We start from the raw sequence: 19,539 nt of genomic DNA on the forward strand, positions 1-19,539 counted from the left end.
GATGACAACGAAAACGTCGACGACGGGCGCCGCCGTGGCCGCCCGCGCCTGGCGCGGCATCGCGCCGTGGCTCGTGCCGCTCGCGCTGCTGGCCGCATGGGAGGTCGGCGCGCGCGTCGGCTGGCTGTCGACCCGTGTGCTGCCCGAGCCGCTGGCGGTCGTGCGTGCCGCGTGGTCGCTCGTGACGTCGGGCGAGATGTGGGCGAACGTGAAGGTCAGTACCTGGCGCGCGCTGTTCGGCTTCGCGATCGGCGGCGGCGTGGGCCTTGCGCTGGGGCTCGCGACCGGCCTGTCGAAAGCGGCGGAGGTCGCGCTCGATTCGACGATCCAGATGATCCGCAACATCCCCGCGCTCGCGATGATTCCGCTCGTGATCCTGTGGTTCGGCATCGACGAGAAGGCGAAGCTGTTCCTCGTTTCGCTCGGCGTGTTCTTCCCGGTTTACATCAACACGTATCACGGGATCCGCTCGGTCGACGCGAACCTGATCGAGATGGCGAAGAGCTATGGGGTGCGCGGCTTCGCGCTGTATCGCGACGTGATTCTGCCCGGCGCATTGCCGTCGATTCTCGTCGGCGTGCGCTTCGCGCTCGGGCTGATGTGGGTGATGCTGATCGTCGCGGAAACGATCTCCGCGCAATCGGGCATCGGCTACATGACGATGAACGCGCGTGAATTCCTGCAAACCGATGTGGTGGTGGTCGGCATCCTGCTGTATGCGGTGCTCGGCAAGCTGGCCGACGTGCTGGCGAAATGGATCGAGCGTGTGACGCTGCGCTGGCACCCCGCTTATCAATCAGGAGCAAAGGCATGAATGCGACGACTTCGGCGGCCGCCTACGGTCCGCTCGCCGGCGCAGACCTCGAGGCCGAACTGGTGCAGGCACGCGTCGCGGACGACGACGCACGCGATGCGGCGATTCTCGATCGTGACGGCGGCGCCTCGGTCGTGCCGCTCGCGCGGCGGCGTACGGGCAGCCCGGCAGTCGACGACGCGGTGACGCTGTCGGGCGTCAGCAAGCGCTTCGGCACGCGCACCGTGCTCGACAACGTCGAACTCGGCATCGCGCGCGGCAGCTTCGTCGCGATCGTCGGCCGCAGCGGCTGCGGAAAATCCACGCTGCTGCGTCTCGTCGCGGGGCTCGAGGCGCCGAGCAGCGGTGCGCTCGTGACGCGCGGCCAGGGTGGCGGCACGCTCGACACCCGGATCATGTACCAGGATGCGCGACTGCTGCCGTGGAAGACCGTGCTGCAGAACGTGATGCTGGGCCTGGGCCGCGGGGCACGCGACCAGGCGCGCGCGGTGCTCGACGAAGTCGGGCTGCTCGAGCGCGCGAATGACTGGCCCGCCCAGCTGTCGGGCGGCCAGCGGCAGCGCGTCGCGCTCGCCCGCGCGCTCGTGCACCGGCCGCAATTGCTGCTGCTCGACGAGCCGCTCGGTGCGCTCGACGCGCTGACCCGCATCGAGATGCATGCGCTGATCGAGCGCTTGTGGCGCGAGCACCGGTTCACCGCGCTGCTCGTCACGCACGACGTGCAGGAAGCCGTCGCGCTCGGCGACCGGATCCTGCTGATCGAGCAAGGGCGCGTCGCCCTCGATCAGTCCGTTCCACTCGACCGGCCGCGTGCGCGCGCGTCGGCCGCATTCGCGGCGCTGGAGGACCGTGTGCTGCAACGCGTCCTCGCCGGCGGGCCGGGCGGGGGCGAGCAGGGTGCGGTGCCTGAGGTGGAGCACGTACGACCGGTCGGGCAGATTCGCTGGGCCGTTTAAATCCGGGCGGCACCGGCCGCCCGTTCTCAGACTTTTTTCTTCGGAGCGATCAACCCGATGAGCATCACTGCAATCAACGTGCGTAACCAGTTCAAAGGCAAGGTGAAGGAGATCATTCGCGGGCCCGTGGTGTCCGAGGTCGACGTCGAGACGCCGTTCGGCATCGTCACGTCGGTGATCACGACGCGCTCGGTCGACGAACTCGAACTGAAGGTCGGCGCGGAAGTCGTCGCGCTCGTGAAATCCACCGAGGTGTCGATCGCGCGCCTTTGAGCGCGTTTCCGGTGCAGGGCGCCGCGGTCGGGCCGTCTGGCCGTCTACGGCGCCCTTGGTTCATGGTCGAGCGTTTGCCTCGGTATTCGGCGTCAGGACGAAGTGCTAGGATGGAACGACACCGACGCCGGAGGCCAACGCATGACCCCCATCCTTTCTCCCGAAGCCATCGTGGCGCTGAAGTGGATCGACCAGTTCGGCGACAGCCGGCCGGTCCCTGCCGCGTTCGACGACGTCGTCTATGCGTTGCTGAACGAAGGGCTGATCTACCAGGCGGCGGCCGGCCGTGTCGACCTGACCGCCGATGGCAAATCCGTTTTGTCCAACGAATACGATTGAGCGCACGGCGCCGGCCGCCGCGGCGGCCTGGCGCCGTGTCGCCACGGAGCGAGCGATGGAACCGAGAGGCAGCGATCTCGGCGATTTCAGCGAGCCGTACCGCGGCTACGAGATCGAGGTGAAGACCGAGCAGGTGTGGGACGGCGAGCATGCGCACTACCGCGTGCTGCAGGGCTCGGCCGTGCGGATCGACTGGCGGCTCGTGAAGGTCGACGGGATGCTGCTGACCGAACGGCGCGTGATCGAGCGCGTGCTCGACGAGGCGCGGCGGGCCGTCGACGCCGAACTGGGCGAGGGCGGGCCGGTCTAGTCAGGCTGCCGGGCCGGCCTGGTCGCGTTGCGGTAAAATGTCAGGTTGTTTCCCGCGCCGCTTGCTGCCCCGAATTCCATGTCCGTACCGTCCTCGCTTCCTCCCCGCCGCGTTTCCGTGGCGCCCATGCTCGACTGGACCGACCGTCATTGCCGGTCGTTCCATCGCACGCTGACGCGCGACACGTGGCTGTATACGGAAATGATCACGACGGGCGCGCTGCTGTTCGGCGACGCCCAGCGGCATCTCGCGTTCACGCCGAACGAATCGCCGGTCGCGCTGCAACTGGGCGGCAGCGAACGGGACGATCTCGCGCGCGCCGCGAAACTCGGCGAGCAGTGGGGCTACGACGAGATCAACCTGAATTGCGGCTGTCCGTCCGAGCGCGTGCAGCGCGGTGCGTTCGGCGCGTGCCTGATGAACGAGCCGCAACTCGTTGCCGACTGCGTGAAGGCGATGCGCGATGCGGTGTCGGTGCCGGTCACGGTCAAGCACCGGATCGGCGTCGACGCGGTCGAGGATTATGCGTTCGTGCGGGACTTCGTCGGCACGGTGGCTGAGGCGGGCTGCGAAACGTTCGTGGTGCACGCGCGCAATGCGATCCTGAAGGGGCTGTCGCCGAAGGAGAACCGCGAGATCCCGCCGCTCAAGTACGACTATGCGTATCAGCTGAAGCGCGATTTCCCGTCGCTGGAGATCGTGATCAACGGCGGGATCAAGACGCTCGACGAAGTCGCGCAGCATCTCGAGCACGTGGACGGCGTGATGCTCGGCCGCGAGGCTTATCACAACCCGTATGTGCTCGCGGGTATCGATGCGCGCTTCTACGGGTCGACTGCGGCGGTGCCGACGCGCGAGGAGGCCGAGGCGAAACTGATCGAATACTGCGCGGCGGAACTGAAGCGCGGCACGTATCTCGGCGCGATTGTGCGGCATGCTCTCGGGCTCTATCGTGGCGTCGCGGGTGCGCGCGGCTGGCGTCGTGTGCTGTCCGACAACAAGAAGCTCGCGCGCGGCGATCTGGCCGTGTTCGACGAGGCGCGCACGCATCTGAACGACGCCGAAGAAATTTTTGAAAAAAATGCTTTGCAAGACGGAAAAGTCTTCGTATAATCTTGTTCTTCGCTGCTGAACACGAAACGAAACAGCGAAGAAACAAAGCAGTATCAGTGGTGGCTGTAGCTCAGTTGGTAGAGTCCAGGATTGTGATTCCTGTTGTCGTGGGTTCGAGTCCCATCAGCCACCCCAAAATTCTCAAACAAAACAGGCGCTTCGGCGCCTGTTTTGTTTTGTGCGGAAAATTCGATGCGAGCGCATCGATTCGAGCCGCGCCATTTCCAGAGCGTTCTGCTCGCCATTCATCCATTTCGCGTCAGCCGACGAAAGCCGTTTCGATATTGAGACTGCGCGCCGAGTCACGTCACTCGCGCGTGGCCGATCCATCGAGCGGCCGCTGAGCCCGCGAAGCGAAGCGGCGACCGGCTTCGCTCATCGTCTCGCAGATTGGCGGATTAAACCAATGACTTGGCACGAGCCGCCAATGCTTAATAGTCTTACATTCATGTAATGTATCGATTCCTCGTGCCCTTAGCTTTGCAGGGCCGTTCGGTCCCGACGCCCCGGAAGGCGTCGGGACATTTTTTTGGCGGCGCTGCTGTCGAGGAATTGGAGAAAGCGGCAGGCGTCACGGTGAACTACGCGATTACCACGGCATGACGCGCACTGCCGCCCGCGATTCCCTATGCAACCCGCCGCTGAAACGTCGCGATTGCTACACTTTCCCTGTCTCCATCGCACAACGAGAGCGACCCTCGCATGCCGGAAAACCGCACCGTCACGCTGCGCAACGCGACACCACACGACGCGGAACACATCGCTCGCTTGCACACGCTGAGCTGGCAGAACGCCTATAGCCATATCCTGCCGGCGGCCTATCTCGCCGATGAGGTGCCGACGGAGCACGCGACGCGGTGGCGAAACTATTTCGACCGCGCCGAAGCGGAGTGGGGCCTCGTGCTGATCGCCGAGTCCGACGGGGCGCCGGTCGGTTTCGTCAGCGCCGAAAGACCGGTCGATCCGGCGCGCGGCGTCCTGCTCGATTGCCTTCATGTGCATCCCGCGCATCACGGAAGCGGTACCGGCAAGCGCATGATCGAAGCCGTTCGCGCATGGGCCCGCCATATCGGCGAGGACAAGGTTCATCTTTCGGTACTCGACGGCAACGTCCGCGCGATCGGCTTCTACGAGCACAACGGCTGGCGGTTGGCAGGCGTCGAAACCAGCTTCATCGGCCGCACGGAGGTCGCCGACCGGATCTACGTGATCGATGCCGGCACCGAACCCCAAGGCTGCACGCTGCACGACCGATGCCGCTGAAGATGAAGCGGCGCGTCCGCTACTCGCCGCAATACCGCACGAGCAAATCTGCCTCCGTTTCATGCACCTCGACAGGCAGGCTCGTTGCCCCTGCAAACGCCAGATAGCGCGCGCGATGCTGACCGTTCCGGAACGACGCGATGCCGACTTTCGACAGGCCCGGAAGGCCAAGCAGCGTCCGCGTTCTCGTCTCGCGAAACGTGATGAAGGGCATGTCGGGAATCCGGGCTTCGGCCGGATCGAGGAAATCGCGGATGCCGGCGGCCTTGCCGGGCGCCCAGTATTGAACCGACGGCAGCACATAGTCGGTCGTGTCGCGATCGGCGCACGCGAGCAGCTTCGCCAGGTCGACCGTCACGACGCGATGCCGCGAGTCGTCGGACGCGAACACGCGCTTGAGGTGCGTATAGGCATAGGCGGGGTGTCCCGGAAGCTGGATGATCCAGACATCGACGCCGTCATGTTGTGCCCGAGCGACTGTCATTGTTTCCTTGGGTGGGGCAAGCGTTTTTTGTGGCCGGAGTGTAGCAGCGCGGCTGCCGCCGCGGAGCAGGCGGATACCCGGAATCGACCCGGCGGAATCATGCGCGAAAGAACGCGGCGCGGAATCGATCACGCAACGGGTATCGGGTACTGGACGGGGGCGGCCATGCATTTTCAGTCGAGGTCGACAGCTTGCGAGAATATCGCGATACTGCCTGTCGGCATGCCATGCGGTCCGGAATTCACACAAGATTCACGCGGCGCGTGAAACCGGACTGGCGTGGCACATCAATAAGAACCGAGAGGGCGGATTGGCCGCAGAAAATCATGTCGCCTGAACTTGAGATCGAATATCTCGATTACCGCTTCACAGCGACGCTCGAAACCCGGGAAACGGGGCGGGTCGCCGTGGTCGAGTGGCAACTGGATTCCGTTTCCCGAAGCAAGACGCTCGCGTGGGTCGTGTTCGATCGTTTTCTGAAGCGCAACGACTTCGCCGACGAGGACGACGCGCGTGCCAGTATCGTCGACTGGCTGGAGCAGCTGGTCAGCCCGCAGGGCGCGCCGCTCGTCGAAATCCCAGCTGCGAAGGCGGTCGCAGCCGGTGCTGCCGCGGGTACCGCCAGTGCGGTCGCCAGCGATTCTTCAGTCGAAGAAACCATCAGCGACGTCGTCGTCGAAATCGCCAGCGATCTCGACTGGATCGACATGATTGCAGGATGGTTCACGGACGGCCCGGCATAGCGTCGGGTTCGCACCGTTCCATCCAGAAAGAGTGGATTAGATCGTGAAACGTCGTTTCACGAAAATCCGGAAAGAAAAGCGCGGATTCACGGAAAGCGGCATCACGCCGCTTCGACAATGCATGCGCGATACCGGAGACTGGCGCGATTTAAAAATCGCCGATATAAATCAAAAAAATCCGGACTCGAAACATGAAAAGAAGAACGCTGCTGACTGCCGGCGCGCTCGTCGCTGCCGCCAGTCTGGCAGGATGTACCGCAACGCTGTTCGAAAACGGCCGATATGAAGAGACGGTCGATCGATTCATCGTCAGCGAGGACGGCAAGAAATTCGTCGTGCTCGGCCGGGCTTTCCGGTTGAAAGGGTGAGTTGCCGCACAGACGGTTGCACGGGCCACGATGACAATCTGGCCGGTTGACCGTTCTACCCCGGCCCGGTCAACCGTTACCCCGCTCGCTCGCGCAGGAGCGGGGGCTTTTTGGCCGCACGACGCATGCAAGCCGCGTCGGCGGAACCGGACAGGCGTTCGGCAAGCGACGTTTCGCGTCCCGGCATCCGTTCGCCTGATCCGTATGAATCGCATTCCTCGTGGCCGAGCGATCGCTTGGGCCGATCGGCGGTTGCGGCCGGCGATGCCCGGGTCCCGACGGTACGCGGTCGCGCCGCCGGGATGCTTTCGGTCCCGAACCCGTCACGGTCCGATCGCGCGTCACGCGCGTGTCAGCGCAATCAGCCTGCCTGTTCGACGCTGGTTTCCCAGCCGTCGTATTCGCCGCCGAGCGAGCGCACCTCGCGATTGATCTCGAGTGTATGGTGCGTGATGTCGGCCAGCGCCGTCGTGCCTTCGTGCGCGAACCGCACGGCCGATTTGCCATCCTCGGTGGGCGCGACCGATTCGACCAGATAGCCTTTCGACTCGGCCCAGTCGGCGAACTGGTGCGCGTCGCTGGGTTCCGGGAAGTAGGCCCAGTGCATCACGCGCCGGCTCACGTCGCTCACGTCGCCTTTCTGCCGCAGCGCCTCGAGCACGCGCATGTCGCGCATCAGCTGCCAGTCGTCGTCGGTCGGGTAGAGCGTGCGCCAGTACGTTTCCTTGTCCGGATCGTCCTGATAGGCGTACTGAAGTGCGTAGGTCGTCTGTTCGGCCAGCGAGTCGACGATCTCGCCCGCGGCTGCTTGGTCGAACGGCACGTAGAACAGGAAATCCTGGTTGCCGTCGACCGTGATGCGGCCGACCTGCACGCCGTTTTTCGCGGTCACCGCGGCGTCCAGCAGATCCTCGATCTTCGTGAGATCGGCGAATTCGTCACCGCTCGGCAGGCCGTCGGGCGTCGGATGCGCAAGGGTGACGCGCACGCTGAGCAGCGACGTGCGCGGGTCGCTTTCGGCGATTTCCGCAAAGCCGTGATTGAAGCTGATGAAGGCCTGATGGTCGCCCATTCTGGCAGGGAAGGTTCCCCAGGCGTCGGTCATGTGTTTCTCCCGTGCACGATTGTCTGTTGACGGTTGCAAAGCGTCCCAATGTATCATCGAAAATCGCGTTGGCCGAAGCTGCGTGCCTCGGTGATCGCGCGTCCGGCGGGTCCGGTGGCGATCGAACGCGTGCTGTCGCGCCATCGCCGGTTTCCATCGTCGGGCGTTCGCCCGGCCGCAACCGTTTCGAAGGAGATTCCGATGTCGATGTTCGCGGTGAATGGTGTCCGAATCGATGTGCGCAGTGCGCGTGTGACGCACGTGCGCTGGGCGGCCGTCAATCCGGCGGACCGGTCGTGGGCGGCGACGCCGAGCGAGGCGTCGGTGGCGGAAGTGGCACGCGCGCTTGCCGCCGGCAACGACGTTCGCGCCGTATTTGACGAAGCGGACGGCACAGCGGTGGGGCCGCGGCTGAAACGCGTGCTGTATCGCGACGCGTCGGAGGGGATCGAACTCGACATCGATGCGACGAGCGAGTCGCGCACGTTGCGCGACCTTCCGCAGATCTGAGCGGCGATCGGCGCGTGTTCCCACGAGCCGTGCCATCGCGCACGAGGCCATGCCCGGATGTGCGATCGCCCCATTGGACGTCGCACGCTGCCTGATGCTCGCGCGTTGTCAGGCCGAACCTGCTCCGGCGCCTGTCGCGAATAAAAAAATGTCGTCCGGCGTGTCGATTTTCGTCGAGCCCGTCCGTCGTAGCATCGGAGGCGTGCGCATCGTGCGTCCGTCCCGATTTCCGACACGACACCGACTGAAGGAGCGACACCCATGACCACATCCGTCAATCCGATCCCGGAAGGGATGCGCACGCTGACGCCGCATCTGATCTGCGCCGGCGCCGCCGCAGCCATCGACTTCTACAAGCGCGCGTTCAACGCGACCGAACGGTTCCGCCTGCCGACCCCGGACGGCCGGCTCGCGCACGCATGCCTCGCCATCGGCGATTCGACGCTGATGCTTGTGGATGAAATGCCGGAGCACGGCGCACTCGGGCCGAAGACGCTGAAAGGCACGCCGGTCTGCCTGCACCTGTTCGTGCCGGACACCGATGCGGCGATCGCGCAGGCCGTCGCGGCCGGCGCGACAGTCACGATGCCGGCCGCCGACATGTTCTGGGGCGATCGCTATGGGCAAGTGGAGGATCCGTTCGGCCATCGCTGGTCGATCGCGACCCACCAGCGCGACCTGACGCCCGAGCAGATCGCGGAAGCGATGGCGAGCGCGCCGCCGTGCGGAGCCTGACCGGGCCGGGCGAATCCGGTTGAACGCGACTGAACGTGGCTCATGGCCGCGCGTATCGGCGCGCGGCTCGTCCGCGTTCAGGTGCCGGCGGCGTTGCTTCGCCGCTTGTCCGCGGATTCGTACCTGTGCCGATCGGCCGATCCGAGCCGGTCGGCGACCGCGCGATGCCGCGCGAGATCGTATGTCGTTCGGCGCTCGCGCAAGCCGGGCGGCGTGCTTCGCTTCTGTCGATACCGCAACGCTCGACGAGCGCCCGTCGAGCAGCATCACGCATTCTCCATCGTGCTGCCACCACGCGTTGTAGCCATGTCGATGCAATACGGACGCTTCACGCGTCGTGCGTTGCCGCCGGCCGTGCAATTCGATGCCCGGTGCTCAAGCTGTCCGACGTGATGCCGTAAACAGGGCAAGATCAATCGTTCGTCTATCGCACCATGGTTCGAATTCTGTACGCCGGATATCTCGCGTTGGCGCTGTATCTGCTCTATCCGATGGTCCAGAACACGTTGACCTTCAGTGCGGATTGCGTACTCGACGCGTTGCCTGACGGTACGCGCGATCGGCCGAAGCCTTCGGCAAGCGAAGCGCGTGCGCATGCCGGCCGGTGCGTCGCGGCCACGCAGGTCGCCGGGCGATCGCCCGACATCCACTGATTTCAACCGATTCCAGCGATCGCGGCGCCGTCACGCCCGGTGTGCAGGCCATTCGGCCAGGTTGATCGCCATGCGATGCGCACCGATCATTGATGACATCACGCGCGGATGTGCGACGACGACGCGCGTCGGCCGCGCTGCGCACGAAGGGCGCCTGCGATCGCGTGCGGCGAAGCGTCAGTACGACGAGCGGTACGGCGTGCCCTGGTCGAAGCGGCTTTGCCAATGCGCGAGGTAGCGCGACGCGAGTTGCGGATTGTTCCAGACCACGACGACGTTTTCGGAATTGCGGCTGGCTGCCGAAGCGCTGTAGTTGAACGAGCCCGTCTCGACATGTTCGGCATCGATCACGAGGTACTTGTCGTGGTGGATCGCATAGGCGTCGATCGTGCGCGTCGGAATGCCCGCGTTGACGAGCAGGTTCAGCGCCTGCTTGCTGCTCTTCGCGCGATTGCCCTTGTCGTCCACGACGACCGCGACATTCACGCCGCGTCGCTTCGCGGCGAGCAGCGCGCGCGTGACGGGCGGCGACGTGAACGAGTAGGCGGCCACGCGAATCGAGGTGCGCGCGGCACCGATTGCCTTCAGCACGAGCGCCTCCGCACCGCCATCGGGCGAGAACGCCGATTCGACGGACTGCGTGGCGGGCGCTTCATGGGTCGGAGTCGGCAGCAGTTGCGCGATGAAGTCGAACGCCTGCTGCAGCAGCGATTCATTGTGCGTCTTGCCGAAGGCGGCGAAGGGTGTGGCGACGAGGGAAGCAGCGAGGCAGGCGGCGGCGAGGCGTTTGCGCGACAACATCTTGGACAGCGAATCTTTTTTGAGACAGCGGGCCGTGAGTGTAACGCAGACACGGCGGCGCGGTCACGCCCGAATGCGAATGGAAGACGCTGGATGGCTGCCTGCAGCGCTCGACGCGGTGATGTTCATCATGCCGCGCGGCGCCTGCATCGGCTCGGCGGTCGTGCCGGGTGACGGAAGTCGATGCGGTGCGCGTGTGTGCGCAGACGGCACGGTCCCTGCGGGACGAACGGCTCGCACGTGCGGGCGCAGGGACAATGCGGCGTGCGATCGACGAGACGGGAACGGCAGACAGGGCGCGGCAACACGAACGATGCGCGTCGGGCGAAGACGCACGCAACACGCGCACGCATGATGGCCGCGCCGCGCTGTCATGGGCGTACCCATGTGCGTACAGCCGGCGCTCGGCGCGACGCGTCAGGCATCGCGCGTTCCGGCCACCTCGTGTGCGACCCAGCCGGGCCCGGGTTCCGGCTGCACGTGGCGCGGGTCGAGCGGCTCGCCGCACGCCGAGCACACCGCGACCGCATGCATCAGCTGGCCGCAGGTGCGATGGCGCAATTGCACCGGCGGCCCCTGGCCGTCGTCCTTCCAGCGGTCGCCCCAAGTCATCAGCGCGAGCAGGGCCGGGTACAGGTCGAGGCCTTTTTCGGTCAACCGGTATTCGAAGCGCGGCGGGCGTTCCTGATACGCGCGCCTGACCAGTACGCCTTCGTCGACGAGGCGCGCGAGCCGCTCGGCCAGTACGTGACGCGTGAGGCCCAGTTGCGTCTGGAATGCATCGAAGCGGCGACAGCCGAGAAAGGCGTTGCGCAGGATCAGCATGGTCCAGCGATCGCCGAGCACGGCAAGCGTGCGCGCGACCGAGCAGTTCAGCGTACCGATGTCATCCCATTTCATGATCGAGTCTCGTGCGACGGTTCAGCGAAGGAGCGGGTTCGATTATAGAACTGACCTTCGGTTGCACCGGGCGCCGGCTGCATTGACAAGCTCGGCGCGGTTATCAATAATCAGTTCCAATTTAGAACTTACTCGCGCGGCGACGCGCATTCAATCAGGAGACAACCCGATGAATCCGCTTTCCCTGTCCGGTCTCGAACTGCTGCGCGCGGCGGCGGCGGGCGACGTGCCGCTCGCGTCGATCTCGGAGACGATCCCGATGCGGCCGCTGGGCGTCGAGCTCGGTTACGTGAAGTTTTCCGCGCGGGCGGACGGCCGGCACCTGAATCCGCTCGGCGGCGTGCACGGCGGATTCGCCGCGACGGTGCTCGACTCGGTCACGGGCTGCGCGGTGCATTCGATGCTCGACGCGGGCGTCGGCTACGGCACGGTCGACCTGCACGTGAAGATGCTGCGTCCGGTGCCGCGCGACGTCGACCTGATCGCCGAAGGGCGCGTGATTCACCTGTCGCGTTCGCTGGGCGTCGCCGAAGGCACGCTGAAAACGCCGGACGACAAGATCGTCGCGCATGCATCGGCGACCTGCTTCATTCAGCGGCCGCAGTAATGTCGCAAATGGCGTCATGACGTCGGTTCGCGTCCGAACGACGCGCAGATGGCGGCGACGGTGCCACGCAATCCGCATTGGCGATGCGTCGCGCACGCACCGCAGAAGGCCGCCTGTAAGCGTCTGCATCGGCCATCTGAAGCATTCGCTTCAGTGTGATAGCGTTTCTGCTTTCCACTGACGCGACAGGAACAGCATGGAATACCGCACACTCGGCGATTCGGGCATCGAGGTGAGCCTGATCGGTCTCGGCACGATGACGTGGGGCGAGCAGAATTCGGAGCGCGACGCGCACGAGCAGATCGATTACGCGCTCGGGCAGGGCGTCACGCTGATCGATGCCGCGGAAATGTACCCGGTCCCACCGAAGCCCGATACCCAGGGCCGCACCGAGCAGTACATCGGCACCTGGCTCGCGCAGCATCGTGCGCAGCGCGACCGGATCGTGCTCGCGACGAAGATCGCGGGCCCGGCGCGGCAGCCGCACAATCCGCGCCATATTCGCGGCGAAGGCAACCAGTTCGACCGCAAGAACCTGACCGAGGCGCTCGACGGCAGCCTCAAGCGCCTGCAGACCGATTATGTCGACCTGTACCAGCTGCATTGGCCCGATCGCAGCACGACGACGTTCGGCCGCCCCGCGTATCCGTGGGTCGACGATGCGTATACGGTGCCGATCGAGGAAACGCTCGGCGTGCTCGCGGAATTCGTGAAGGCCGGCAAGATCCGCGCGATCGGCGTGTCGAACGAAACGCCGTGGGGCGTCGCGCAGTTCCTGCGCGCGGCCGAGAAGCTCGGGCTGCCGCGCATCGCGAGCATCCAGAATCCGTACAGCCTGCTGAACCGCACGTTCGAGAACGGCCTGTCCGAATTCACGCATCGCGACGGCGTCGGCCTGCTCGCGTATTCGCCGCTCGCGTTCGGCTGGCTGTCCGGCAAGTACGAGAACGGCGCACGTCCGGCCGGCGCGCGCATCACGCTGTTCGAGCGCTTCCAGCGTTACAGCAAGCCGCAGGCGGTCGAAGCGACATCGCGCTACGTCGCGCTCGCGCAGCGCCACGGGCTGTCGCCCGCGCAGCTCGCGCTCGCGTTCGTCAACAGCCGGCCGTTCGTGCGTAGCAACCTGGTCGGGGCGACGTCGCTCGCGCAACTGAAGGAGAACATCGGCAGCATCGGCGTGAAGCTGTCCGACGAAATCCTCGCCGAGATCGACGCGCTGCACGAGCTGCAGCCGAATCCGGCGCCGTAAACGTCACGGTAAATGGCGCGCGGCCCGTGCGGCACGGATGCCGCGACGGGCCGCGTCACGCGCGCATTGCCGCGCCGTCGTTTTGTTCGCGAGCGCGGTCAGCGCATCCCGAGCCGCGTGCGCGCGACCAGCAGGGCGATAAGACTCAACACAGCGCAACCGATCAGGTACAGCGCCGGCGACAGCCGGTTGCCGGTCGCGCTGATCAGCCACGTGATCACGAACGGCGCGAAGCCGCCGAACAGCGTGACGCCCGTGTTGTAGCTGACGGCGAGACCGGTCGCACGGGTCTGCGACGGAAACAGCTCGGCCATCAGCGCCGGCAGCGCGCCGCAGTATGTCGCCTTCAGCAGGCCGATCCAGATCAGCGCGGCGAGCATCGTCGCGAACGACGCGTGATGCGTGAGCCACGCGAACGTCGGCCAGACGGTGACGAGCATCAGCACGGCGGCTGCCGCCATCACGCGGATCCGTCCGGTGCGATCGGACAGGTGGCCGACGAGCGGCGTGACGAGCGTCAGCACGAAACCGGTCGCGAGCGTCGCCGCGAAGCCCGTCGATGCCGGCAGCCCGAGCTGCTTGATCGCATACGTCGGCATGTACAGCACCATGTAGTTGATCGCGGTCGAGATCACGAGCACGCCGATCGACAGCAGCACGCGCATCTTCTGGTCCGCGAACAGTTCGCGTACGGGCGCGGCGGAGCGCGCCTGCGTCTTGAACTCGATGCCTTCGTCGACGTAGCGGCGGATGTAGAGCCCGACCGGGCCGATCGCGAGGCCGAACAGGAACGGCACGCGCCAGCCCCAGCTTTCGAGTTGCGCGGTGCTCAGCGTCGACGTCAGCAGTGCACCGAAGCCCGATGCGAGCAGCGTCGCGAGACCCTGGCTCGCGAACTGCCAGCTCGACATGAAGCCGCGCCGCTGCGGCGCGTGTTCGACGAGGAACGCGGTCGAGCTCGCGAATTCGCCGCCGGCGGAAAAGCCCTGCATCAGCCGCGACAGCATGATCCCGAGCGGCGCGAGGATGCCGATCGACGCATAGGTCGGCATCAGCGCGATCAGCAGCGTGCCGGCCATCATCATCGCGATCGACAGCAGCAGCGACGCCTTGCGGCCCGCGCGGTCCGCGTAGGCGCCGAGCACGAAGCCGCCGATCGGCCGGATCAGGTAGGACAGCCCGAACGTGCCGAGCGTGAGCAGCAGCGAGGTCGCCTCGCTCGTCGCGGGGAAGAACAGCTTGGCGATCGTCACCGCGAAAAAGCCGTAGACGATCAGGTCGAACCATTCGAGCGCATTGCCGATCGACGCGGCGAAGATGATGCGGCGGATCTTCGCGGTGCTGGGGCGCGCGGCGTCCTGCGACGTCAGGGTGGTCGTATTCATCGTGTGAGCAGTCCCGAGAAAGGGGGCGAAGCGCGTTACAGGGCGGCGCCGGCCGCGGCGGGTGCCGCGCGGCGAACGGGCGGCGCGGCGTCGCCGAGATCCCAGAAGAGGCCGGCCATCATCTGCAGTCCTTCCCGCACGACGCTCGCGAGCAGGTGCTCGTCGGGCGCGTGCTGCGAGCACGCCGGATACGAGTGCGGCACCCACAGCGTCGGCAGCCCGAGCGTGTCGGCGAACACTTCGTTCGGCAGCGTGCCGCCAAGGTTCGGCAGGATCGCGGGCTTCTTGCCGGTCGTGCGCGCGAGCGACGCCACGGCCCAGCGGACCCACGGATCGTCCGGCGGCAGGCGCGTCGCCGGCGCGCCGCGTTCGACGTCGATCTCGACGTCGGCGAAGCCGTGCGCATCCAGATGCGCGCGCAGGTGCGCATGCAGCGCCTCCCAGTCGGTGCCGACCACGAAACGCAACTGGCAGTGCGCATACGCGACGGGTGGAATCGCATTGACCGGATGGTCGGGATTGCCGGCCTTGAACGCGAGGATCTCGAACGTATTCCAGCCGAACACGCGCTCGGCGGCGGAGAGGCCCGGCTCGCCCCAGTCGGCGTCGAGCGCCGGATCGCCGGGGCCGCCGCCGACGGACAGGTCGGCGAGCGCGGCGCGCACGGCCGCCGGGATCGGCGGCGGGCGCAGCCCCGCGACGCGGATCGCGCCGCGCGCGTCGACGAGGCTCGCGAGCGCGTTCGCGAGCACGGTCGCCGGGTTGCGCAGCAGGCCGCCCCAGTTGCCCGAGTGATGGCCGCCGTCGCGGGCGCGCAGGCTGAGCTTGAAGTTGACGGAGCCGCGCGAGCCGAGGAACACGGTGGGGCGTTCGGCGGTGACGCGTGGCCCGTCGGACGCGATCAGCACGTCGGCCGCGAGCGTGTCGCGCTCCTGGCGGCACAGTGCGTCGAGGCCCGGTGACCCGGTTTCCTCGCCCATCTCGATCAGCAGTTTCGCGTTGAAGCCGAGCCGGCCGCCGCGCGCGGCGAGCACGCTCGCCAGCGCGGCCAGGTTGATCGTGTGCTGCCCCTTGTTGTCGGCACTGCCGCGGCCGTACCAGCGATCGCCGTCGACGGTCAGCGTCCACGGCGACAGCGGCGCCCGCCATTGCGCGTCGTAGCCGCGCACGACGTCGCCGTGGCCGTAGATCAGCACGGTCGGCAGCGCGTCGTCCTCGTGGCGCGAGGCCAGCAGGAACGGGCCGCCGCCGTCGGCAGGGTTCTCGACGATCCGCGACGTGAAGCCGAGGCGCGCGGCCTCCGGTGCGATCTCGTCGGTCAGGTAGGCGCGCAGCGCGGCGCCCGAGGCGCTGTCCTGGCTTTCGGTGCGCAGGCCGACGCGGCGGCTCAGGGTCGTGAAGAATGCGCCCGATTCGAACTGGTTCAGCGCGTGCTGGATGGCGGCGGTACGGCTCAAGACGGGTCTCCTGTATCGGTTTTCAGGCGGGCGCGGCGCGCACGGCCGGGAGTGCGATCGATTCTAGGAAGCCCTTTTTTTTGTCACAATGATCGAATTTCGAACATTTCTTTGCCGAAAAGGCAAAGCGGAGCGGCCTGGGCGACGGGCCCGGGGACAGAACGATGGCGGCTTTCCTGCATGGTCTTGCGCTGCGGTATTTCGTCGAAGTGGCGCGCACCGGGTCGATCAGCGACGCATCGGCGCGGCTGCACGTGGCCGTCTCGGCGATCAGCCGGCAGATCGCGAAGCTCGAAAGCGAGCTCGGCGCGCCGCTGTTCGAGCGCCGGCCCCGCGGGATGGCGCTGTCGGAGGCCGGCGAGCGGTTGCTGGGCTTCGCGCAGCGCAGCCTGCTGGAGGCCGAGCACGTGATGAAGGAAATCGGCGGGCTGGAGGCGCTGCACGGCAGCCTGCTGAAGGTTGCCTGCTCGGAAGGGTTCGCGATCGATTTCCTGCCGGGTGCGCTCGCGGGCTTCAAGGCGCGCCACCCGGGCGTCGATTTCTCGGTGTGGGTCGTGTCGCCGGCGGAGGCGACGCGGCGCGTGCGCGACGGCGATGCCGACATCGGGCTGACGTTCAGCCTGGCGCCGGAGCAGGGCGTACGCGTCGAACACACGGAGCGCGCGCCGGTCTTCGCGCTCGTGCGGCGCGACCATCCGCTCGCGGCGCGCGACTCGGTGTCGCTCGCCGATGTCGCCCGGCACCCGCATGTGCTGCCCGAGGCCGGCACGACGGTGCGCCAGCTGATCGACATCGCGTGCGTGCTCGACGGGCTCATGCTCGAGCCGGAACTGACCAGCAACAACACCGCGGTGATGTACCGCTACGCGCAGCGTACCGGCGCGGTCATGTTCACCGGGCTGCTGTCGGTACGCGACCGCTTCGCCGCGGACGGCTTTGTCGTCGTGCCCGTCACGAACCCCCAGCTGCGCGAGCGCAGCATCCAGGTGCAGACCATGGCGGGGCGCGATCTGCCCGCGTCGGTGCGCGCGTTTCGCGACCATCTGATCGACGTGATGAGCGCCGCGTCGCCGCCCCCGGTTGCCGCGCGCGGCCCGGGACGCCCGAGCGTGAGATAATCGCGAATCCGCCTTCCGTGCCCGTGCGGCTCGCCGAGCCGCATCGCCCCTGTTCGACGCCAAATTGAAGAACCTGATTGTCACCCTCGATCGCGCCGGCGAGTTCGACGAGATCATCGACGTGCGTACGCCGCTCGAATTCGCCGAGGATCACATCCCCGGCGCGCTGAACGCGCCCGTGCTCAGCAACGAGGAGCGCGTGATCGTCGGCACGATGTACCGTCAGGTGTCGCCGTATGAAGCGACGCGCGTCGGCGCGGCGATGGTCGCACGCAACATCGCGCGCCATCTCGACACCACGTTTGCCGACCGTCCGCGCAACTGGCGGCCGCTGATCTACTGCTGGCGCGGCGGCAAGCGCTCGGGTTCGATGACGACCTGGTTCAACCTGATCGGCTGGCAGGCGCGCCAACTCGACGGCGGCTACAAGGCGTACCGCCACTCCGTGTGCGCGACGCTCGACACGCTGCCGACACGGTTTCGCTACATCGCGCTCGTCGGTCATACCGGCTGCGGCAAGACGCGGCTGCTGAACGCGCTGCGCGACGAAGGGGCGCAGACGCTCGATCTCGAAGCGCTCGCGCGCCATCGCGGCTCGCTGCTCGGCGCGCTGCCGGGCAAGCCGCAGCCGTCGCAGAAGGGCTTCGATTCGGGGCTCGTCGAGACACTCGGGCGTTTCGACCCCGAATGGCCGGTGTTCGTCGAATCGGAAAGCCGCAGAATCGGGCTCGTGCACCTGCCGATCGCGTTGATCGACGCGTTTCACGCCGGGCCGTGGGTGCAGGTCGAGGCGGCGCACGACGAACGCATCGCGTTTCTCCTTGACGACTATGCCCACCTGTTCGACGAGCCGGCCGCGTTCAAGGCGCAGCTCAATCGGCTGATCGGCCTGCACAGCCGTGACGAGGTGGCGCACTGGCATGCGCTGATCGATGCCGACGCGCGGGCCGAGCTGTTCACCGAACTGATCGACAAGCATTACGATCCCGCCTATGCGCGCACCTACCGCGCCACGTACAACAAGCCGAACCGCGCACTGACGTTCACTTTCCGGCCGAATGCGGCCGACGGGCGCGAGCAGGCGCGCGCGCTGCTCGACGCGCTCGCGCAGGCCGGGCTGCCGGCCTCGCCCGCGGCCGGCGGGGCGGCGCGAGCGGCCACCGACCACAACCCTACGACCACCGCACGATGACGACCACACGCACCCAACCCAGTCCGGCGCTCGGCTGGCTGACCTTCCTGCTGATCGCGGTCGCGGGACTGTTCTACGTGAAATGGTTCCCGTACTACAACAAGGCGTTCGTCGCCGCCGAGCATCATTCGATCGGCCAGTCGATCCTGATGGGCACGTCGGCGAGCGCGCCCGAGCCGTCGCTGAAGGCGGCGCTCGACTACGCATGGGCGTATGGCAAGGCGATCTGGCAGGCCATGGTGCTCGGCCTGCTGCTCGGTTCGGCCGTGCAGGCGCTGCTGCCCGCGCACTGGGTCGCGCGCGTGCTCGGCCGCACGGGCTTCGGCAGTGTCGCCGCGGGCGGCCTGCTGTCGCTGCCGGGCATGATGTGCACGTGCTGCGCGGCGCCGGTCGTCGCGGGCCTGCGTGCGCGGCACGCGTCGCCGGGCGGCGCGGTCGCGTTCTGGCTCGGCAACACGGTGCTGAATCCGGCCGCGCTGGTGTTCATGGGCTTCGTGCTCGGCTGGCACTGGAGCGCGTTGCGGCTCGTGCTCGGCATCGCGATGGTATTCGGGATCGGCTATCTGCTGAACCGCATCGCGCGTCCGGAGGACCGCAGTATCGACGACGCGCAACTCGCCGCGCTGGTGGCCGAACAGGCCGCCGCGGGCAATCCGTTCGTCCGCTGGATGAAGCTGCTCGCACGCATGGCCGTGCGGCTCGTGCCCGAATACATCGTGCTCGTGCTGCTGCTCGGCGCGGCGCGCGCGTGGCTGTTCCCGCACATCGGCCCGGACATCGGCAACCATCTCGGCTGGATCATCGCGTTCGCGGTCGCGGGGACGTTGTTCGTGATCCCGACGGCCGGTGAAGTGCCGATCATCCAGGCGATGCTGTCGCTCGGCATGGGCGTCGGCCCGGCCGCCGCGCTGCTGATGACGCTGCCGCCGATCAGCGTGCCGTCGCTCGCGATGCTCGCGCGGTCGTTCAAGCCTTACATGCTGGCGATCGTCACGGGCCTCGTCGTCGTGTTCGGGATCGTGAGCGGGCTGCTCGCGATCGCATTCGGGTTCTGACGGACTCGCGGACGGGACGGCGAGCGGGCGCGACGGCCGGACAAGTCCGGCTCGCGTGGCCGGTCGAGGCGCGAGGCACGACATGCCCGGCTGCCGGCGACCGGACCTG

23 protein-coding genes and 1 tRNA gene are annotated in these 19,539 nt (G+C 66.8%); 18 read left to right on the forward strand and 6 right to left on the reverse strand.

The window, feature by feature from the left end; translation table 11 throughout:
* The first annotated feature begins 1 nt into the window (after position 1).
* The 8 genes from ssuC (at position 2) to NQV17_RS17105 (ending at position 5,068) form a co-directional block, all read left to right on the forward strand.
* A complete protein-coding gene (ssuC, locus tag NQV17_RS17070) occupies positions 2 to 814 on the forward strand; it encodes an aliphatic sulfonate ABC transporter permease SsuC (RefSeq protein ID WP_044845066.1) in 813 nt (270 codons plus the stop codon).
* A complete protein-coding gene (locus NQV17_RS17075; RefSeq protein ID WP_257773143.1) occupies positions 811 to 1,770 on the forward strand; it encodes an ATP-binding cassette domain-containing protein in 960 nt (319 codons plus the stop codon). The genes ssuC and NQV17_RS17075 overlap by 4 nt, the downstream gene beginning before the upstream one ends.
* 57 nt (positions 1,771 to 1,827) lie before the next feature.
* Positions 1,828 to 2,043: a molybdopterin-binding protein gene (locus NQV17_RS17080; protein ID WP_006400187.1), complete on the forward strand. Its 216-nt coding sequence runs from the start codon at positions 1,828 to 1,830 to the stop codon at positions 2,041 to 2,043.
* Between the two features lie 141 nt (positions 2,044 to 2,184).
* The gene (locus NQV17_RS17085; protein ID WP_257773144.1) at positions 2,185 to 2,382 is read left to right on the forward strand and encodes a hypothetical protein; all 198 of its coding nucleotides are present in this window, start codon (positions 2,185 to 2,187) and stop codon (positions 2,380 to 2,382) included.
* A 55-nt stretch (positions 2,383 to 2,437) separates the two neighbouring features.
* Complete coding sequence (locus tag NQV17_RS17090) at positions 2,438 to 2,692, forward strand: hypothetical protein (RefSeq protein ID WP_257773145.1); 255 nt, start codon at positions 2,438 to 2,440, stop codon at positions 2,690 to 2,692.
* A gap of 126 nt (positions 2,693 to 2,818) precedes the next feature.
* Entirely contained in the window at positions 2,819 to 3,805 is a 987-nt protein-coding gene (gene dusA / locus NQV17_RS17095) for a tRNA dihydrouridine(20/20a) synthase DusA (protein WP_257773146.1), read from the forward strand.
* 59 nt (positions 3,806 to 3,864) lie between these two features.
* Positions 3,865 to 3,940, forward strand: a tRNA-His gene (locus tag NQV17_RS17100).
* 567 nt (positions 3,941 to 4,507) lie between these two features.
* A complete protein-coding gene (locus tag NQV17_RS17105) occupies positions 4,508 to 5,068 on the forward strand; it encodes a GNAT family N-acetyltransferase (RefSeq protein ID WP_257773147.1) in 561 nt (186 codons plus the stop codon).
* A 19-nt stretch (positions 5,069 to 5,087) separates the two neighbouring features.
* Here NQV17_RS17105 and NQV17_RS17110 read toward each other — a convergent pair whose 3' ends face one another.
* Complete coding sequence (locus NQV17_RS17110; protein ID WP_044845051.1) at positions 5,088 to 5,552, reverse strand: hypothetical protein; 465 nt, start codon at positions 5,550 to 5,552, stop codon at positions 5,088 to 5,090.
* A gap of 263 nt (positions 5,553 to 5,815) precedes the next feature.
* On the opposite strand from NQV17_RS17110, the gene NQV17_RS17115 reads away from it, so the two are divergent.
* Positions 5,816 to 6,295, forward strand: coding sequence for a hypothetical protein (locus tag NQV17_RS17115; protein WP_257773148.1), 480 nt, complete (start codon positions 5,816 to 5,818; stop codon positions 6,293 to 6,295).
* Positions 6,296 to 6,486: 191 nt separating this feature from the next.
* Complete coding sequence (locus tag NQV17_RS17120) at positions 6,487 to 6,663, forward strand: hypothetical protein (protein ID WP_257773149.1); 177 nt, start codon at positions 6,487 to 6,489, stop codon at positions 6,661 to 6,663.
* A gap of 361 nt (positions 6,664 to 7,024) precedes the next feature.
* Here the strand turns inward: NQV17_RS17120 and NQV17_RS17125 are convergent, their stop codons facing one another.
* Positions 7,025 to 7,768, reverse strand: a complete 744-nt coding sequence (locus tag NQV17_RS17125; protein ID WP_257773150.1) for a DUF695 domain-containing protein — start codon at positions 7,766 to 7,768, stop codon at positions 7,025 to 7,027.
* A 201-nt stretch (positions 7,769 to 7,969) separates the two neighbouring features.
* Between NQV17_RS17125 and NQV17_RS17130 the strand changes: the two genes are divergently transcribed.
* From NQV17_RS17130 to NQV17_RS17140, 3 genes are all read left to right on the forward strand, one after another.
* The gene (locus tag NQV17_RS17130) at positions 7,970 to 8,278 is read left to right on the forward strand and encodes a hypothetical protein (protein WP_044845154.1); all 309 of its coding nucleotides are present in this window, start codon (positions 7,970 to 7,972) and stop codon (positions 8,276 to 8,278) included.
* A 261-nt stretch (positions 8,279 to 8,539) separates the two neighbouring features.
* Entirely contained in the window at positions 8,540 to 9,013 is a 474-nt protein-coding gene (locus NQV17_RS17135; protein ID WP_124485551.1) for a VOC family protein, read from the forward strand.
* A 434-nt stretch (positions 9,014 to 9,447) separates the two neighbouring features.
* Positions 9,448 to 9,666, forward strand: coding sequence for a hypothetical protein (locus NQV17_RS17140; protein WP_257773151.1), 219 nt, complete (start codon positions 9,448 to 9,450; stop codon positions 9,664 to 9,666).
* Positions 9,667 to 9,843: 177 nt separating this feature from the next.
* On the opposite strand, the gene NQV17_RS17145 is transcribed toward NQV17_RS17140, so the two are convergent.
* The gene (locus tag NQV17_RS17145; RefSeq protein WP_257773152.1) at positions 9,844 to 10,467 is read right to left on the reverse strand and encodes a phospholipase D family protein; all 624 of its coding nucleotides are present in this window, start codon (positions 10,465 to 10,467) and stop codon (positions 9,844 to 9,846) included.
* A 417-nt stretch (positions 10,468 to 10,884) separates the two neighbouring features.
* A complete protein-coding gene (locus NQV17_RS17150) occupies positions 10,885 to 11,367 on the reverse strand; it encodes a helix-turn-helix domain-containing protein (RefSeq protein WP_257773153.1) in 483 nt (160 codons plus the stop codon).
* Positions 11,368 to 11,536: 169 nt separating this feature from the next.
* On the opposite strand from NQV17_RS17150, the gene NQV17_RS17155 reads away from it, so the two are divergent.
* Both NQV17_RS17155 and NQV17_RS17160 read left to right on the forward strand, forming a co-directional pair.
* Entirely contained in the window at positions 11,537 to 11,974 is a 438-nt protein-coding gene (locus NQV17_RS17155; protein ID WP_044845043.1) for a PaaI family thioesterase, read from the forward strand.
* A gap of 196 nt (positions 11,975 to 12,170) precedes the next feature.
* Positions 12,171 to 13,223: an NADP(H)-dependent aldo-keto reductase gene (locus NQV17_RS17160; protein ID WP_257773154.1), complete on the forward strand. Its 1,053-nt coding sequence runs from the start codon at positions 12,171 to 12,173 to the stop codon at positions 13,221 to 13,223.
* A gap of 98 nt (positions 13,224 to 13,321) precedes the next feature.
* Here the strand turns inward: NQV17_RS17160 and NQV17_RS17165 are convergent, their stop codons facing one another.
* Positions 13,322 to 14,608: an MFS transporter gene (locus NQV17_RS17165; protein WP_257773155.1), complete on the reverse strand. Its 1,287-nt coding sequence runs from the start codon at positions 14,606 to 14,608 to the stop codon at positions 13,322 to 13,324.
* 35 nt (positions 14,609 to 14,643) lie between these two features.
* Complete coding sequence (locus tag NQV17_RS17170) at positions 14,644 to 16,065, reverse strand: M20 family metallopeptidase (RefSeq protein WP_257773156.1); 1,422 nt, start codon at positions 16,063 to 16,065, stop codon at positions 14,644 to 14,646.
* Positions 16,066 to 16,229: 164 nt separating this feature from the next.
* On the opposite strand from NQV17_RS17170, the gene NQV17_RS17175 reads away from it, so the two are divergent.
* The 3 genes from NQV17_RS17175 to NQV17_RS17185 all read left to right on the forward strand — a co-directional run bounded on the left by NQV17_RS17175 (position 16,230) and on the right by NQV17_RS17185 (position 19,430).
* Positions 16,230 to 17,183 (forward strand): LysR family transcriptional regulator, encoded by a 954-nt coding sequence (locus NQV17_RS17175; RefSeq protein ID WP_257773157.1) that lies wholly within the window; start codon positions 16,230 to 16,232, stop codon positions 17,181 to 17,183.
* Positions 17,184 to 17,247: 64 nt separating this feature from the next.
* Positions 17,248 to 18,375 (forward strand): tRNA 2-selenouridine(34) synthase MnmH, encoded by a 1,128-nt coding sequence (gene mnmH, locus NQV17_RS17180; RefSeq protein ID WP_124485543.1) that lies wholly within the window; start codon positions 17,248 to 17,250, stop codon positions 18,373 to 18,375.
* Positions 18,372 to 19,430 carry a permease gene (locus NQV17_RS17185; protein WP_044843616.1) on the forward strand — a complete coding sequence of 353 codons (1,059 nt, stop codon included), beginning with the start codon at positions 18,372 to 18,374 and terminating at the stop codon, positions 19,428 to 19,430. Before mnmH ends, NQV17_RS17185 begins: the two co-directional genes overlap by 4 nt.
* Positions 19,431 to 19,539: the final 109 nt, after the last annotated feature.

It is taken from the genome of Burkholderia sp. SCN-KJ (genome assembly GCF_024656005.1).
GTDB lineage: Bacteria > Pseudomonadota > Gammaproteobacteria > Burkholderiales > Burkholderiaceae > Burkholderia.